Origin of the sequence: Mycobacterium sp. (assembly GCF_052143115.1) — a bacterium.
Classification (GTDB): Bacteria; Actinomycetota; Actinomycetes; order Mycobacteriales; family Mycobacteriaceae; genus Mycobacterium.
The window spans coordinates 43196-60170 of the sequence record NZ_JBKQTQ010000006.1 but is presented as its reverse complement, the minus strand read 5'-3'; the positions used below and the strand labels follow the sequence as shown (position 1 = coordinate 60170).

The 16975-nt window shown below is 66.5% G+C and carries 14 protein-coding genes; 9 read left to right on the top strand and 5 right to left on the bottom strand.

What is annotated here, in order from left to right; translation table 11 throughout:
* Nucleotides 1-126: 126 nt before the first annotated feature.
* Nucleotides 127-822 carry a hypothetical protein gene (locus ACLQI9_RS00605; RefSeq protein WP_442380879.1) on the bottom strand — a complete coding sequence of 232 codons (696 nt, stop codon included), beginning with the start codon at nt 820-822 and terminating at the stop codon, nt 127-129.
* Between the two features lie 201 nt (nt 823-1023).
* On the opposite strand from ACLQI9_RS00605, the gene ACLQI9_RS00600 reads away from it, so the two are divergent.
* Nucleotides 1024-2286 (top strand): mannosyltransferase, encoded by a 1263-nt coding sequence (locus tag ACLQI9_RS00600; RefSeq protein ID WP_442390740.1) that lies wholly within the window; start codon nt 1024-1026, stop codon nt 2284-2286.
* A 472-nt stretch (nt 2287-2758) separates the two neighbouring features.
* On the opposite strand, the gene ACLQI9_RS00595 is transcribed toward ACLQI9_RS00600, so the two are convergent.
* A complete protein-coding gene (locus ACLQI9_RS00595; protein WP_442380881.1) occupies nt 2759-3043 on the bottom strand; it encodes a 4a-hydroxytetrahydrobiopterin dehydratase in 285 nt (94 codons plus the stop codon).
* Between the two features lie 25 nt (nt 3044-3068).
* On the opposite strand from ACLQI9_RS00595, the gene ACLQI9_RS00590 reads away from it, so the two are divergent.
* The 4 genes from ACLQI9_RS00590 (at nt 3069) to ACLQI9_RS00575 (ending at nt 8462) form a co-directional block, all read left to right on the top strand.
* Entirely contained in the window at nt 3069-3461 is a 393-nt protein-coding gene (locus ACLQI9_RS00590) for a (deoxy)nucleoside triphosphate pyrophosphohydrolase (RefSeq protein ID WP_442380883.1), read from the top strand.
* 47 nt (nt 3462-3508) lie between these two features.
* A complete protein-coding gene (typA, locus tag ACLQI9_RS00585; RefSeq protein ID WP_442380885.1) occupies nt 3509-5395 on the top strand; it encodes a translational GTPase TypA in 1887 nt (628 codons plus the stop codon).
* A gap of 52 nt (nt 5396-5447) precedes the next feature.
* Nucleotides 5448-7346, top strand: coding sequence for an ABC transporter family substrate-binding protein (locus ACLQI9_RS00580; RefSeq protein WP_442380887.1), 1899 nt, complete (start codon nt 5448-5450; stop codon nt 7344-7346).
* Nucleotides 7347-7724: 378 nt separating this feature from the next.
* On the top strand, nt 7725-8462 hold the full coding sequence (locus tag ACLQI9_RS00575) for a class I SAM-dependent methyltransferase (protein ID WP_442380889.1): 738 nt from the start codon (nt 7725-7727) through the stop codon (nt 8460-8462).
* Between the two features lie 2 nt (nt 8463-8464).
* Here ACLQI9_RS00575 and ACLQI9_RS00570 read toward each other — a convergent pair whose 3' ends face one another.
* Nucleotides 8465-9076 carry a TetR/AcrR family transcriptional regulator gene (locus tag ACLQI9_RS00570; protein WP_442380891.1) on the bottom strand — a complete coding sequence of 204 codons (612 nt, stop codon included), beginning with the start codon at nt 9074-9076 and terminating at the stop codon, nt 8465-8467.
* A gap of 136 nt (nt 9077-9212) precedes the next feature.
* Between ACLQI9_RS00570 and mshB the strand changes: the two genes are divergently transcribed.
* The 4 genes from mshB (at nt 9213) to ACLQI9_RS00550 (ending at nt 14204) form a co-directional block, all read left to right on the top strand.
* Nucleotides 9213-10127 (top strand): N-acetyl-1-D-myo-inositol-2-amino-2-deoxy-alpha-D-glucopyranoside deacetylase, encoded by a 915-nt coding sequence (gene mshB / locus ACLQI9_RS00565; protein WP_442390732.1) that lies wholly within the window; start codon nt 9213-9215, stop codon nt 10125-10127.
* Between the two features lie 147 nt (nt 10128-10274).
* The gene (locus ACLQI9_RS00560; RefSeq protein ID WP_442380907.1) at nt 10275-10691 is read left to right on the top strand and encodes a hypothetical protein; all 417 of its coding nucleotides are present in this window, start codon (nt 10275-10277) and stop codon (nt 10689-10691) included.
* A gap of 147 nt (nt 10692-10838) precedes the next feature.
* Entirely contained in the window at nt 10839-13409 is a 2571-nt protein-coding gene (locus ACLQI9_RS00555) for a bifunctional FO biosynthesis protein CofGH (protein WP_442380909.1), read from the top strand.
* Between the two features lie 30 nt (nt 13410-13439).
* A complete protein-coding gene (locus ACLQI9_RS00550; RefSeq protein WP_442390730.1) occupies nt 13440-14204 on the top strand; it encodes a maleylpyruvate isomerase N-terminal domain-containing protein in 765 nt (254 codons plus the stop codon).
* Nucleotides 14205-14215: 11 nt separating this feature from the next.
* Here ACLQI9_RS00550 and ACLQI9_RS00545 read toward each other — a convergent pair whose 3' ends face one another.
* Together ACLQI9_RS00545 and ACLQI9_RS00540 are read right to left on the bottom strand one after the other, a co-directional pair.
* Nucleotides 14216-16243: an FAD-dependent oxidoreductase gene (locus ACLQI9_RS00545; protein WP_442390728.1), complete on the bottom strand. Its 2028-nt coding sequence runs from the start codon at nt 16241-16243 to the stop codon at nt 14216-14218.
* Nucleotides 16243-16809 (bottom strand): PadR family transcriptional regulator, encoded by a 567-nt coding sequence (locus tag ACLQI9_RS00540; protein ID WP_442390726.1) that lies wholly within the window; start codon nt 16807-16809, stop codon nt 16243-16245. The genes ACLQI9_RS00545 and ACLQI9_RS00540 overlap by 1 nt, the downstream gene beginning before the upstream one ends.
* Between the last annotated feature and the right edge of the window lie 166 nt (nt 16810-16975).

The following is a 16975-nucleotide window of genomic DNA, read 5'->3' as shown; positions in this document are numbered from 1 at the left end:
CTGCACGCGAGCGCCGCGGCGGCCAAGCGGCTGATCAGATTCCTGGTGACTACCAGGGGGTCCTCCGGGACAGTGTTGGTGGGGGTGGCCGGCTAGCGCCGGGGGGCGCGCGCCGGCCAGGGTGGATCAGGGCAGGCCGGACACCGGGAAGTACAACGGGTTGGGCGACGTCGCCGGAGCGGCGGCCGGAACGGGCACCAATCCGGGCGAGCCGACGCCGGGAGAAGCCGGGAGCCCACCGGTTATCAACGAGCTCAGGTCGCGGGGCAGCGAAATCTGCTGCGGCAGCGGCACTGGCAGGAACGGCATCTGCGGCAAGTTGAGCTGCGCCTGGGGCAGCAATCCCGCGGGTCCTGTCGCCGGTGCAGGCGCCGCCGGCACGGTCGGCGTCAACCCCGGAATGCCGGTGAGCCCGGACGCGGGCGCGGCCGGCGCCGGAAGGGTCGGTGTCAACCCCGGGATCCCGAGTCCGGGTGTCGCACTCGTCGCCGCCGGAGCAGCGCTTGTGGTGCCGGGGATGGGCGAGGTTACGCCGGGTACGGCTGAGGTGGCTCCTGGAACGCCCGCTGCCGAAGGCTGCGGGACTCTGATGCTGGCCAACGGCGGCGGCGTCGCTGGCTGTCCGCTCAGGGCCGTCCCAAGGTTTTGCAGCACCTGGGGTGCGCCGGCCGCCGAAGTGACCAATTGCTGCCCGATATTGGGTGCGGGTACCGGTGGCGCCGGGTCGGCGTGGGCTGTGCCCATCAGACCGCCTGCGAGTAGCGCGGCCGATGAGCCCGCCACAACCGCGGTGGCGCGTAACAACGTCCAAATGGTTGACATGACTCTCCTGGTTCTCGATGACGGGGTCCTCCCGCGCTGATAGTTCGCTCGATATGGAAGTGACTCAAGTGACACGTGTGGCGTTTATTCGATCGTTACGGATACGAGTGACGGCGGTGACCAACGGCCTCGCAGCGCAGGGGTGGGCGGTGAAAAGCGGTCTGCCGCCGCACCTGTCGTGGCCCCGTTAGAGTCGTTCAGATAGACACCAACTCGGCCGCCCCGGCGGCAGCTATCACCCGGCGAGCGATTTCGCTGAACGCGGTCGGGCCGGTGCTCTTGGTTCTGAGCGTCGCTGCGCGGCTGGCCTGGACGTATCTCGCTCCCAATGGGGCCAACTTCGTCGACTTGCACGTCTACATCGGCGGTGCGGCCACCATCGACCACCCGGGCAGCCTGTACCACTACGTCTACGCCGACCAGACGCCGAACTTCCCGCTGCCGTTCACCTACCCGCCGTTTGCGGCGGTCATCTTTTACCCGCTGCACCTGCTGCCGTTCGGCCTGGTCGCCTTCTGCTGGCAGGTCGGAACGATGGCCGCGCTCTACGGTGTAGTCCGGATCAGCCAGCGTTTGCTCGGCGTTGCGGCGGGTGAGGGCCACCGTCTCGCGATGCTCTGGACCGCGGTCGCCATCTGGCTCGAGCCGCTGCGCAGTACGTTCGACTACGGCCAGATCAATGTGTTGTTGGTGCTGGCCGCGCTGTATGCGGTTTACACCACCCGGTGGTGGTTGTCGGGCCTATTGGTCGGCACTGCGGCCGGCGTCAAGCTGACGCCAGCGATCGCCGGACTCTATTTCCTCGGCGCTCGCCGGTGGGGTGCGGCGGTGTTTTCCGCGGTCGTCTTCTTGGCCACCGTTGCGGTGTCGGCACTGGTCGTCGGCGACGAGACTCGCCTCTACTTCACCGATCTGATTTTCAAAACCGACCGGGTCGGGCCGATCTGCACGACGTTCAATCAGTCCTGGCGGGGCGGCTTCTGTCGGATCTTCGGCCACGACGCCGGCTACAGCCCGCCGGTGCTGACCGGGATCGCCGTCACCGCCATACTGGCCATCCTGGCCTGGCGTGCGCTGACCAGCCGCGGGCCGGACCCGCTAGGCACCCTGCTGGTGGTTGAGCTGTTCGGGCTGCTGCTCTCACCGATTTCCTGGACACACCACTGGGTGTGGTTGGTGCCGTTGATGATCTGGCTGCTGCACGGACCACTATCGCAACGTCTTGGCGCGCGCATCCTTGGCTGGAGCTGGCTGGTGCTGCTGGTTTTCGGCGTGCCTTGGCTGCTCAGCTTTGCCCAACCGACCATCTGGCAGAACGGCAGGGCGTGGTATCTGGCCTGGGGCGGGATGGTCTATATCGTGGCGACGCTGGCAACCTTGGCTTGGATCGCGGCGAGCGGGCCCCGGTTGGATGGCCGCCAGCACGCACGCGCCTCCGTTTCGAATAACCCCACTCAGCGGTGAGGGCCGAGTGGGGCTATTCGTCCCCTCGTCTGGTGGCTGCCGTCGCGATGGGGTGACCAACCGACTGTGGCGAGACCACAGCCTTCTGCACCCGCTAGACGCCCAGGCCGCCGGACAATCTGCGGCGCTGGGACGTCTAGCCGACCGGACTCAGAGCGCTCGGCTCATGGGAAGTAGTCGCCCAAAGACAGAGCTAGAGCCGACGCGTCAAACGCAGTCGGAATGGCGAAGTCGCCGAGGGGGGTATCGAACGTATCTGTGATCAGATTTGCGAATTGCTTCACTATGGACTGACCATGTTGTTGTGGTGCAAGACTTTCCAGTCTTCAACGGCTGTCCGAGGGCAAGGACTGCACCAGATTTCCCGCGTAAATGCCGCGAGGCTGGATTCTCAGGTAGAACACAGGCTGGGTTCGATCCAGGCGCGCAGGCTCTCGCCGCGCTAGACGAAGGGTCGCGCGACGAGCCGAGGCTAAGAACCGATGATCCCGTCGATGTCGTGCGCCATGGCCACATCTTTGTCGGTGATGCCGCCCTCGGAGTGTGTCACCAGCGAGAAAGTCACCGTCCGCCAACGGATATCGATGTCGGGGTGATGATCTTGCGCTTCGGCGTGCTCAGCCACCCGGCGCACCGCATCGATACCTGCGAGGAATGCCGGAAACTTGACCGCCCGGCGCAGCGCGCCCTGCGACCGCTCCCATCCGTTGAGGTCAGGCAGTGCGGCATCAACTTGCTCATCCGTTAACACAGCCATCTCTCGACCGTATACCGTCACCGCGATGCCGAACCAGATCGTGGTCGCCGCAGCCATCATCGCCGAATCCACGGTGCTGGTCGCACAACGTCTTCGGCCACCCGAATTGGCCGGCCGCTGGGAATTACCCGGCGGCAAGGTCGCGCCCGGTGAGACCGAGCCCGAGGCGTTGGCCCGCGAACTGGCCGAGGAGCTGGGCGTCGAAGTCGCGGTCGGCGCACGTTTGGGCGACGACATTGCGCTCACCGAGTCGACAACGCTGCGTGCCTACCAGGTCAGCCTGGTCCGCGGTGAACCGCAGCCGCACGACCACGGCGCGCTGCGCTGGGTGGCGGCCGCGCAACTGCAAGAAATCGACTGGGTGCCCGCCGATCGGGGCTTTCTGGTTGCACTGAACCGAGTCTTGGGGTCGCGCTGAGCGCGCTCAGTTCGCTATCGACAGCCCGCACTGCCAGAATCACCGGCGTGGATTTTCGCAATGTCGCCATCGTCGCCCACGTCGACCATGGCAAGACCACGCTGGTCGACGCGATGCTGCGGCAGTCCGGTGCGTTGCATGAACGCGGTGATCTGCAGGACCGCGTGATGGACAGCGGCGACCTGGAGCGCGAAAAGGGCATCACCATCCTGGCCAAGAACACCGCCGTCCATCGGCATCACCCGGACGGGACCGTGACGATCATCAACGTCATCGACACCCCTGGGCACGCTGATTTCGGCGGCGAGGTGGAGCGCGGGCTGTCGATGGTGGACGGCGTGCTGCTGCTGGTCGACGCCTCCGAAGGTCCGCTACCGCAGACCCGGTTCGTGCTGCGCAAGGCACTGGCCGCGCATCTGCCGGTGATCCTCGTCGTCAACAAGACCGACCGGCCCGACGCCCGGATTGCCGAAGTCGTGAGCGACAGCCACGACCTGCTACTCGACGTCGCGCCCGATCTCGACGACGAAGCGGCCAAGGCCGCCGAGCACGCGCTGGGCCTGCCGACGCTGTACGCGTCCGGGCGCGCCGGCATCGCGAGCACCGAGGCGCCAGCCGACGGCGAGGTGCCCGCGGGCGACAACCTCGACCCGCTGTTCGACGTGCTGATGGAACACATCCCGCCGCCGATCGGGGACCCAGAAGCGCCGCTACAGGCGTTGGTGACCAACCTGGACGCGTCGGCGTTCCTCGGCCGGCTCGCCTTGGTCCGGATCTATAAGGGCAAGCTGCGCAAGGGCCACCAGGTGGCGTGGATGCGCGAGGTGGACGGGTTGCCCGTCATCACCAACGCCAAGATCACCGAGTTGCTCGCGACCGAGGGCGTCGAGCGCACCGCCACCGACGAGGCGATCGCCGGCGACATCGTGGCCGTGGCGGGGCTGCCCGAGATCATGATCGGCGACACGCTGGCCGATCCCGACCATGCCCACGCGCTGCCGCGCATCACCGTCGACGAGCCGGCCATCTCGGTGACGATCGGCACCAACACCTCCCCGCTGGCGGGAAAGGTTTCGGGGCACAAGCTGACCGCGCGCATGGTCCGCAACCGGCTGGGCACCGAGCTGGTCGGCAACGTCTCCATGCGGGTCGTCGACATCGACAGGCCCGACGCCTGGGAGGTGCAGGGCCGCGGCGAGCTCGCGCTGGCGGTGCTGGTCGAGCAGATGCGCCGGGAGGGGTTCGAGCTCACGGTCGGCAAGCCGCAAGTGGTCACCAGGACGATCGACGGCAAGCTGCACGAACCGTTCGAGGCGATGACGATCGACTGTCCCGAGGAGTTCGTCGGGGTGATCACCCAGTTGATGGCCGGCCGTAAGGGCCGCATGGAGGAGATGACCAACCATGCCGCGGGCTGGGTGCGGATGGACTTCATCGTGCCCAGCCGGGGCCTGATCGGTTTCCGCACCGATTTTCTGACCCTCACTCGCGGCACCGGCATTGCCAACGCCGTGTTCGACGGCTACCGACCGTGGGCCGGCGAGATCCGGGCCCGGCACACCGGGTCGCTGGTGTCCGACCGCACCGGCACCATCACCCCGTTTGCCCTGATCCAGTTGACCGACCGGGGCCAGTTCTTCGTCGAGCCTGGCCAGGAGACCTACGAGGGAATGGTCGTCGGGATCAACCCACGCCCAGAGGATCTCGACATCAATGTCACCCGCGAGAAGAAGCTGACCAACATGCGGTCCTCGACCGCGGACGTCTTCGAGACGTTGGCCAAGCCGCTCGAGCTCGACCTGGAGCAGGCCATGGAATTCTGTGCGAACGACGAATGCGTCGAGGTGACGCCGGAGATCGTCCGGGTCCGCAAGAACGACCTGGACGCCACCACCCGGGCGCGCAGCAAGGCGCGGGCCAAGGCCCGTGGTTAGCGCTGGCCAAGCACAAGCAGCAGTTGATCAACCGCGGGGCCCCGATACCCTGTTGGGCGTGCCGAACCGAGCTCGCCGCGCCTGGTTAGTCATCGGCGTGCTGGTTTCGACGCTGGCGCTGGCAGGCTGCACCGTCAGTCCGCCGCCGGCCCCGCAGAGCACCGAGACCACCCGGAGCACCGCGCCGCCGCCCATGCGGAAGACGCAGATCATCATGGGCATCGACTCGATCGGTGCCGGGTTCAACCCGCATCTGTTGACCGACCTTTCCGCGGTCAACGCCGCAATCGGTGCGCTGGTGCTGCCCAGCGCGTTCCGTCCGATTGCCGACCCGGCCACGTCGACCGGATCCCGATGGGAGATGGACCCGACGCTGCTGGTGTCCGCGGATGTCACCAACGACAACCCGTTCACGGTGACCTACAAAATCCGGCCGGAGGCGCAGTGGACGGATAACGCTCCCATCGCCGCCGACGACTTCTGGTATCTGTGGCGGCAGATGGTCAGCCAGCCCGGTGTGGTCGATCCGGTCGGCTACGACCTGATCACCGGCGTGCAGTCGATCGACGGCGGCAAGCAGGCGGTCGTCACGTTCTCCCGGCCATACCCGGCGTGGCGCGAGCTGTTCAGCAACATTCTGCCTGCGCACATCGTCAAGGATGTGCCCGGCGGTTTCCCGGCCGGGCTGGCGAGCGCCCTGCCGGTCACCGGCGGACAGTTCCGGGTGGAAAACATCGACCCGCAGCGCGACGAAATCCTGCTCGCCCGCAACGATCGCTATTGGGGGCCGCCGGCCAAGCCGGATTTGATCCTGTTCCGGCGGGCCGGGGCACCGGCCGCACTGGCCGATTCGGTCCGCAACGGCGACACTCAGGTCGCCCAAGTACACGGTGGCTCAGCAGCTTTCGCGCAGTTGTCGGCCATCCCGGATTTGCGTACCGCCCGGATCATGACGCCGCGGGTCATGCAGCTCACGTTGCGCGCCAACGAGCCTAAGCTGGCCGATTCCGCGGTTCGCAAGGCGATTCTGGGCATGCTCGACGTTGACTTGCTCGCCGCCGTGGGCGCCGGCAGCGACAACACCGTCACCCTGGACCAGGCGCAGATACGCTCACCCAGCGACCCCGGCTACGTGCCGACCGCACCGCCCGCGCTGACCAGAACGGAGGCGTTGGGGTTGCTGGAAGCATCCGGATACCAAATCGAGAACGACACGTCGGCGTCGGTCACTCCGCCACCTCCAGCGCCCTCGGCGGCGCCCAAAACCGGGCCGCCCGAGATCACCCGGGGGCGGATCAGCAAGGACGGCAAGCAGCTGTCGCTGATCGTCGGCGTCGCGGCGAACGACCCGACGTCGGTGGCAGTGGCCAACACCGCCGCCGATCAGTTGCGCAACGTCGGTATCGCCGCAACCGTGTTGGCGCTCGATCCGGTGGCGCTCTACCGCGACGCGTTGGTCAACAACCGGGTGGACGCCCTGGTCGGTTGGCGCGAAGCGGGCGGGAACTTGGCGACGCTGTTGGCGTCCCGCTACAGCTGCCCGGCGCTGGAGGCGACCGCGGTCTCGACGGCGGCGGCCCCGACGGCCTCACCCGACCCATCGGCGACGGCCAGGGCGACTCCTGCCACCACGCCGGCGGCTCCCACGTCGACTGCGCCCAGCCGGGCACAGGAACCCGGAGCACTGGTGCAGGCGCCGTCCAACCTCACCGGCATCTGCGATCACAGCATCCAGTCGGATATCGATGCCGCGCTGGCCGGGACCGAGAACATCAACGACGTGGTCAACGCGGTCGAGCCACGGCTGTGGAACATGTCCACCGTGCTGCCGATCCTGCAGGACACCACGATCGTCGCCGCAGGCCCCAGCGTGCTCAATGTGAGCCTCTCCGGTTCGGTGCCGGTCGGGATCGTCGGCGACGCTGGGCAGTGGGTCAAAACCTCGCAGTAGGCCAGGTATATATGCAGGTCAACCAGATGCTTTGGGCTGGGTCCGAACTATCTAAGAACAGTTTGACTCGGAGTACGGCGCGAAGGCCGTCGAGACGGCTCTGGGACAGATATCAACGGACCCGATTACGTTCAATCCTGCAGACGCAGACGTCTTCATCGCGGTCAACGGCAACGAGGTGGAGATCCTGGCCTATGACTTCGGTTTCTTCGATGTAGCCGACATGCACTCGGCATTGGCGGACCTCTGGGGGCTTTTCTCGAGCCTGTTTTAATCCCTCGACTCAAAGCACGGGCCGCTAGGGGGCGGCCCGCGCTTTGCTGTCATCCGAAAGGCACCTTAGTGGCCGTCGGCGTTCCTTGCGCGTAGGTTGGTCGCATGGCAGACGACATCGACCCCGTGTTCGAGGAGTTGTACGGCATCGGGGGCTCCAGCGAGGGCCTGATCCCTTGGGACATCGGCGCGCCACAGCCGGTGGTGCAGCAGCTGGTCGCCTACGGAGCCGTGCGCGGCGAGGTGCTCGATCCGGGCACCGGTCCGGGCTATCATGCCATCCACTTTGCGTCACAAGGCTATTCGACAACCGGCGTCGACGGCTCGCCTTCGGCGATCGAGCGTGCGAAAGCCAACGCCAGGCGGGCCGGGGTGCAGGTTGACTTCCAGGTGGCCGACGCCACCGTGCTGGACGGGTTCGAGGACCGGTTCGACACCGTCGTCGACAGTGCCTTCTACCACGTATTCCTCGACGATCGGCAAGCCCAGACCCGTTACGCCCAAGCGCTGCACCGCGCCACCAAGCCCGGCGCGCGACTGTTCATGTTCGAGTTCGGCCGCCACAACGTCAACGGCTTACAGTTCGACGGCTTGCCGGCCGACAACTTCGAGCAGGTTTTCGGCTCAAGCGGATGGCGTGTCGACTATGTAGGCCCCTCCACCTACGTGGGTATTTTCCGACCCGAGACCATCGACTTTTTGACCACCATGATGAGCGCCAATCCGGACATGGCAGTGCGGTTCGGGCCAATACAGGATCGGATGAAAACCATTGGCCCACTGCTGGATAACCATCGGGTGCACTTTCCGATCTGGGCGGTCGCGGCTACCCGCCTGGACTAGCGTCAGCCGGCCTGCACTGGCGCGGCGAGGGCGACCACGGTGTCGACGATGTGCGCCAGTTGGCGCTTGTTCGGTGGGGCCCCGGTCAGCAGCAGCTGTTGGTTGATCAGCGCTGGGCCGACGCGCGCGGTGTAGGGCGTGAGCACGGCGGCATTGATCTCGCCGTTGGCCACGCCGGCCTGCAGGATCGATTCGATGATCCGCAGACGGGGCGCCACGACGGCGTCGGCGAATATGGAACGCAATTCCGGCTCGTGGATGAGCTGATTCATGATGGCCAGGCTCGGAAATGCAGTCTTGCCGGAAAGCACATCGCAGTGCGCGGTGAAGACGGACAGCAGGTTCTCCCGCGCCGATCGGTCGCTACCCGGCTCCGGGTGTGGCGGCAGCGCGTAGCGCAGCGCCGCCTGGACCAGGTCGTGCTTGGAGGACCAGCGCCGATACAACGCGGCCTTGCCGGTGCGGGCCCGGGCGGCGATCCCTTCCATGGTCAGACCGCCATAGCCGACTGCGGCCAGTTCCGACAGCGTCGCGTCGTAGAGCGCGTCCTCGAGTTCCTTGCCCCGGCGGCGAGTGCGGATCGTCTTCGGCATGGAGATGGTCTGCTGTGCCATGCGTTGATAGTAGCCACCGGCGTTTCTTTTGGCGAAACATCGGCTTTGCCGGGCCACCGATTGTGGCTGCGGCCCACCGGGTTACGTATTCGCTAACCGACTCCGTCGCCGCGCATCACACCGGTATGGTGCGTTCATGCAGGAGACGCCGCGGCTGTTGTTCGTACACGCCCACCCGGACGACGAAAGCATCACCAATGGCGCCACCATCGCCCACTACGCGGCCCGCGGGGCTGAGCTGCACGTCGTCACCTGCACTCTCGGCGAAGAAGGCGAGGTCATCGGCGACCGTTGGGCGCAACTTGCCGTCGATCACGCGGACCAACTCGGCGGCTACCGCATCGGCGAACTCACCGCGGCGCTGCGCGCCCTGGGTGTCGACGCGCCGATCTTCCTCGGCGGGCCGGGGCGCTGGCGGGATTCGGGCATGGCGGGCACCGAACCGCGCGGCCGACGGGGTTCTCAGCGGTTCACGGACGCCGACGAACGCGAAGCCGTCGGCGCGCTGGTCGACGTCATTCGCACATTGCGGCCGCACGTCGTGGTGACCTACGACGCCAACGGCGGATACGGGCATCCCGATCACGTGCAGGCCCATGTCGTCACCACGGCGGCGGTGGCCGCGGCTGGCACCGAGGACTACCCGGGCACGCCATGGACGGTGCCGAAGTTTTACTGGACGGTCATCGCCCGGAGCGCGTTCATCGCAGGTTGGGAGGCGCTCGGGCCTGACGACTTACGGCGCGAATGGGTGATCCCGCCCGCTGATGGCGAATTCGGCGGCCTCGGCTACTCCGACGAAGAGATCGACGCGGTCGTCGAGGACCTGGACGCGCTGCCGGCCAAGAGGGCGGCGCTGGCGGCGCACGCCACCCAGCTGATCGTCGGCCCCACCGGCCGAGCTCTCGCGTTGTCGAATAACTTCGCGCTGCCGATCGTCGGCCAGGAGCACTATATTTTGGCTGGCGGCGTCGCGGGTGATCGCGATCAGCGCGGCTGGGAGACCGATCTCCTCGCCGGACTCGACCTCGCCGGGTCCGCCGCGCGGTAGGCTTCCGACCAAGCAAGCGCCGCGAGGACCAGGAAGGAAAAGTATGGATCCGGATCTGGACTACAACCAGCAACACCGGCAGGACCGGCTGGACAGCTTCCAGTGGGAGCTCATGTCCATCGTTTCGCAGCTGGACAGCGTCCCGACCTGACCGCCACCAAGCCGCGCGTCGGCCAGATCGACGACGCCGGCGCGACGGACCCTTCCATCCGAATCGTCATTCTGGCGTTACTCGCCGTCGACGGGATTCTCTCCGCGGTCGCCGGCGCGCTGCTGCTCCCGGCCTACCTCGGTTCAATCCCATTTCCCATCAGCGCGTTGATCAGCGGTCTGGTGAACGCGGCTCTGGTCTGGGCCGCCGGCCGATGGACCACGTCGGCGAGGCTGGCCGCCTTGCCGCTGTGGACCTGGCTGTTGACGGTCGCCGCGATGGCGATGGGCGGTCCGGGCGGCGACGTCATCTTCGGTGGCCGAGGAGTGCTCGCTTACGGCCCATTTCTGCTGCTCGCGGCGGGTGCGGCACCGCCGTTGTGGGTACTGTGGCAGCGCCGAGCCGAATCCTGACGAGTCGCGCGACCAGGCTCTCTGGAGAAAGAGGGCAGGGCCCGCCAGCGCGCAACTGGACGCTACTGTTGCGCCTATGGCACGCGTCGGGGATGCAAACGGTTGCTGCGCGCGGATGAAATCCGGGTGGACGGGAGTTACACCAACGTGCCACTGACTCCGGGCGAAGAATCAACCCTGCTGCCCAACCCGTCGGTGCCGCCGCGGGCGAGCGCGTCCGCGATGCGGCGGGTGTTGCGGCGCGCCCGCGACGGGGTTGCGCTGAATGTGGACGAGGCGGCGGTCGCCATGACTGCCCGTGGCGAGGATCTGGCCGACCTGTGCCGCAGCGCGGCGCGGGTACGCGATGCTGGTCTGGAATCGGCGGGACGACGCGGCACTGCTGGACGGCTGCCGGTCAGCTACTCGCGCAAGGTGTTCATCCCGGTGACGCATCTGTGCCGCGACAGCTGCCATTACTGCACCTTCGTCACCGTGCCCGGCAAGCTGCGTGCCCAGGGCGCCGGGATGTTTCTGCAGCCCGACGACATTCTCGATATCGCTCGTCGCGGCGGCGAACTCGGTTGCAAGGAAGCACTATTCACCCTCGGTGATCGGCCCGAAGATCGGTGGCCGGAGGCGCGCGAGTGGCTGGAGGAACGCGGCTACGACTCCACGTTGTCCTACGTGCGGGCGATGGCGATCCGGGTGCTGGAGGAAACCGGGCTGCTGCCGCACTTGAACCCCGGCGTGATGAGCTGGTCGGAGTTGTCGCGGTTGAAGCCGGTGGCGCCGTCGATGGGGATGATGCTGGAGACGACGTCGCGGCGGCTGTTCGAAACGAAGGGCTTGGCGCACTACGGCAGTCCCGACAAGGATCCCGCGGTTCGGCTGCGCACCTTGACCGACGCGGGGCGGCTGTCGATACCGTTCACCACCGGTCTACTGGTCGGCATCGGCGAGACGCTCACCGAGCGTGCCGAGACACTGCATGCTATTCGCAAGTCGCACAAGGAGTTCGGCCACGTTCAGGAAGTCATCGTGCAGAACTTCCGCGCCAAAGAACACACGGCGATGGCCTCGATGCCCGACGCCGGTATCGATGACTTCCTGGCCACGGTGGCGGTGGCGCGACTGGTGCTCGGCCCGGGAATGCGCATCCAGGCGCCGCCGAACCTGGTGTCCGGCGACGAGTGCATGGCGTTGATCGCCGCGGGTGTCGACGACTGGGGCGGCGTTTCACCGCTGACGCCTGACCACGTCAACCCCGAGCGGCCATGGCCCGCGCTCGACGAGCTCGCCGCCATCACCGAACAGGCGGGATACGACTTGGTGGAGCGGCTGACAGCCCAGCCCAAGTACGTCCAGGCGGGGGCGGCCTGGATCGATCCGCGAGTTCACAACCACGTTGCGGTGCTGGCCGACCCGGCCACCGGACTGGCTCGCGATGTGAAACCGGTGGGCATGCCGTGGCAGGAGCCCGACGACGTCGCCTCCTCCGGCCGGGTGGACTTGAACGCCGCGATCGACACCGAAGGCCGTAGCACCGAAGCCCGCAGCGATCTGCTCAGCGCATTCGGGGACTGGGACTCGATCCGATCGAAGGTGGACGAGTTGGCCGCCCGTGCCCCCGAACGCATTGACACCGATGTGCTCGCCGCTTTGAGTGCAGCGGAACGTGACCCTGCCGGCCGCACCGACGCGGAGTACCTGGCGTTGGCCACCGCTGACGGTCCTGCGCTGGATGCTGTTGCCGCCCTGGCGGATTCGTTGCGCCGCGAGGTGGTCGGTGATGACGTCACGTTCGTCGTCAACCGCAACATCAACTTCACCAACATCTGTTACACAGGGTGCCGGTTCTGCGCTTTCGCGCAGCGCAAGGGCGACGCCGATGCTTACTCGCTGTCGACGGCCGAGGTCGCCCAACGTGCGTGGGAGGCCCATGTCGCCGGCGCCACCGAGGTATGCATGCAGGGCGGCATTGATCCCGAGCTGCCGGTCACCGGATATGCGGACCTGGTGCGGGCGGTCAAGGCGCGGGTGCCGTCGATGCACGTGCACGCGTTTTCACCGATGGAGATCGCCAACGGTGTAACCAAGAGCGGCTTGAGTATTCGTGAGTGGCTGACCTGCCTGCGTGAGGCGGGCCTGGACACCATCCCCGGCACCGCCGCGGAGATCCTCGACGACGAAATCCGTTGGGTGCTCACCAAGGGCAAGCTGCCAACCTCGATGTGGATCGAGATCGTGAGCACAGCCCACGAGGTGGGCCTGCGGTCATCGTCGACGATGATGTACGGCCACGTCGACAGCCCGCGGCATTGGGTCGGTCACCTCAACGTATTGCGTGACATTCAGGACCGCACCGGAGGTTTCACCGAGTTCGTGCCGCTGCCGTTTGTGCATCAGAACTCGCCGCTGTACCTCGCCGGTGCGGCACGGCCTGGGCCAAGCCACCGGGACAACCGCGCAGTGCATGCGCTGGCGCGGATCATGTTGCACGGCCGTATCTCTCATATCCAGACCAGCTGGGTCAAGCTCGGCGTCGAGCGCACGCAGGTGATGCTCAACGGCGGCGCCAACGATTTGGGCGGCACCCTGATGGAAGAGACGATCTCCCGGATGGCCGGCTCCGAATACGGATCGGCCAAGACGGCCTCCGAGTTGATTGCGATCGCTGAGGGCATCGGTCGTCCGGCACGCCAGCGCACCACGACGTATAGTCCGCTCGCGGCTTAGTTGTCAGAGGCGGCGGGTATACCCGATGCCGTGAAGCAACAGATCGACGACGATCGATTCCCCGAGTGGCAGCCGTTCTTAGACGCCGTCCAGCAGCGCCGCCCCGACGCCGGCAGCTGGTGTGAAGCCTGGACGGTCCGCGACATCGTCATCCATCAAGCCGGCAACGCCGAAGAGCTCGCCCGGGTGCTGGGCGCGCACCTGGCCGGCGAGCCGGTTGCCACGCGCGGGTTCGAGGAACGTGAGGCGCCGTTGCGCGCCATGAACGAAACCGACTTGTGGGCAGCCTTGCACCGAAACATGGCGACGCTGAACGAAGTCGCCGAAGCCGCCGATGACGTTCCGGCCGACACGGACGTGGCGTGGACTGGGCGGACCATGAAGGTGCCCTGGTTCGCCGAGCACATGCGCGAGGAGCTCGTCCTGCACGGCTGGGACATCACCGGCGACGATGCGGCGGCCCAGGCCTGGATGGCGCAGCCCTGGATGACCACCCACAGTGTGCTGGCGATGGGAAAGCCGCTGTTGGCCAAGGGCGCCAAGCAACTGCGGCCCGGGGAGCGAATCGAGGCGCGACTGCGGGTTGCCGACGCCGACGACGTCGTGGTCGATGCGGACGCCAACCGCACCACCATCCGGCTGGCCGACCCGGACGGTCCGGCCACCTTGGAAACCGACGCCGCAACGCGTGTCCTGCTGCTGTGGGGCCGCAGGCCCGCCGACCCATCGCGGATCTGCAGCCGTGTCGGTCCGGAAACCTTGGGCAGAGTACGCAGTCTGCTGGCCGGCTACTGACCTGAGCGCCTCTATAGCCGGGCCGCCAGCTCGGTGCCCTGCTTGATGGCACGCTTGGCGTCCAGTTCGACCGCGAATGCGGCACCGCCGATGATGTGCGGGTCAATGCCGACGCTTCGCAGATCGTCTTCCAGGTCGCGCACCGGCTCTTGGCCCGCGCAGACCACCACGTTGTCCACGGCCAGCAGCTGCGGTCGCTCCCGGTTGGGGCCGAAGCTGATGTGCAGCCCGTCGTCGCTCACCCGCTCGTAGTTGACTCCGGAAAGCTGGTGAACGCCTTTGGCTTTCAACGAAGCCCGGTGTACCCAACCGCTGGTCTTACCCAGCCGCTTCCCCTGAATACCGTTCGTGCGCTGCAGCAGATATACCTCGCGCGCCGGCGGCGTCGGAATCGGAGTCGTCAGCGCGCCCCGCTGCTCCCACGGGTCGGCGGCACCCCACTCCGCCTTCCACTCTTTTAGGCCTTGCGGTTCATGCCTTGGCGAGTCGTCGGTCACCAGGAGCTCACTGACATCGAAACCGATGCCGCCGGCGCCAATCACGGCGACGGTCTTCCCGACCGGTTTGACACCGGTGATGGCCTCGGCATATGTGAGCACCATCGGATGGTCGATCCCCGGAATGGTCGGAATCCGCGGCGCCACGCCGGTCGCCAACACCACGTCGTCGTAGCCGGTCAGCTCGGCCGCCGACACCCGGGTGCCCAGCCGAACGGCCACGCCGTGTATTTCCAGCATCGTCGTGAAATACCGGATGGTTTCGTTGAATTCCTCTTTGCCCGGGATTCGGCGGGCCATGTCGAACTGGCCGCCGATGAAGTCGTTGGCCTCGAACAGCGTGACGTCGTGACCGCGCTGAGCAGCGTTGACCGCGGTCGCCAGCCCGGCCGGACCGGCCCCGACCACCGCGACCGATCGAGTGCGCCGGGTTGGAGACAACACCAGCCGCGTCTCGTGGCCGGCCCGTGGATTGAGCAGACAGGACACCGTCTTCTTCACGAACGCGTGATCCAGGCAGGCCTGATTGCAGGCGATGCAGGTGTTGATCTCGTCGTCGCGCGCGGCTTGCGCCTTCAGCACCCACTCCGGGTCCGCCAGCAGCGGCCGGGCCATCGAGATCAGCTGCACGTGGGTGTCGGCCAAGATTTGTTCGGCCACCTGCGGCATGTTGATTCGGTTGGACGCCACCACAGGGATATCGACGTGTCCGGCGACGGCATGGCTGATGTCGACGAAGGCGCTGTTGGGCACCGATGTGACGATCGTCGGTACTCTCGCCTCGTGCCAGCCGAAGCCGGAGTTGAGCATGGTCGCGCCCGCGGCCTCGACATCGGTTGCCAGCGAGAGCATTTCATCCCAACTCTGGCCGTCCTCGACGTAGTCAGCCATCGACATCCGGTAGCAGATGATGAAATCGGATCCGACAGCCGCCCGGGTGCGACGCACAATCTCGACCGGCAACCGGCGTCGCTTCTCGGGTGTGCCGCCCCAGGCGTCGCTGCGCTTGTTAGTACGCGGGGCCAGGAATTGGTTGATCAAATACCCTTCACTGCCCATGATTTCGACGCCGTCGTAACCGGCCTCGCGGGCAAGCAGCGCGCAGCGCGCGAAGTCGTCGATCGTGCTCTGCACACCGCGCGACGAGAGCCGGCGTGGACGGAACGGATTGATCGGCGCCTTGATCGACGATGCACTGACCGAAAGTGGATGGTAGGCATACCGTCCGGCGTGCAGCATCTGCAGCAGAATCTTGCCGCCCGCTTCGTGCACCGCGCCGGTGATGCGACGGTGCCGGCGGGCCTGTGCGGAGGAGACCAGCTCCGCGGCGAAGGGCAGCAACCAGCCGGTCCGGTTGGGTGCGTAGCCACCGGTGATGATCAGTCCGACGCCGCCGCGGGCGCGTTCGGCGAAGTACTCGGCGAGCCGGTCGATATGGTGAGCACGGTCCTCCAGGCCGGTGTGCATCGAACCCATGATCACCCGGTTGCGCAATGTCGTGAACCCGAGGTCCAACGGAGACAACAGGTTTGGATAGGTCATCAAGTCTCCTGTAATGCCGCGGTCACCTCGTCGAGCCAATCGATCGTGCTTTCCTCGGCGCGGATGCCGCCGCGCAACACCAGATACTGATGTAGCGCGCTGCCGCGCAGTGCCGACGGGTCGGGAAATTGTCTCTTCTCGAATCCGCGGTAGGTGTCCAACAGCTGGGCGCGTTCGGCGCGCAGCGCGGAGATCTGCGCCCGCAGCGCCGCCGGGTCGCCGTAAGCGGCGCCACGCAGCTTGACGGCCACATCACGGTTGCGGTTGTCGCTGAGTGCGCCGCCGCGTCCGGACCTGCCCTGCCCGAGAGGCGCAGCGATCCATCGGGCCAGTTCGGCGCGGCCGGTGTCGGAGACGGTGTAGACCTTCTTATCCGGCCGGCCGCGCTGGACGACCAGCTCGGCGGATACCCAGCCGTCGTCTTCCATCGCCCGCAGGGTGCGGTAGATCTGCTGATGTGTGGCGCTCCAGAAGTACCCGATCGAACGGTCGAACCGGTGCGCCAGCTCGTAGCCGGAGCCGGCCTGTTCGTACAACGACACCAAGATCGCGTGGGGTAGCGCCACACGGGCAGCATAAGGGCCGCGGCGCTACATATGCAACGAGTTGCACTGCAGCAGTGTGCATAGCCGCCCGGTACTTGCGTTATATATGCAACGTCTAGTATCAGTAACCAACGGATCCCCATCCGGGAAGCGAAACCATAGGGCACACTTAGGCAGGCTTTCACCC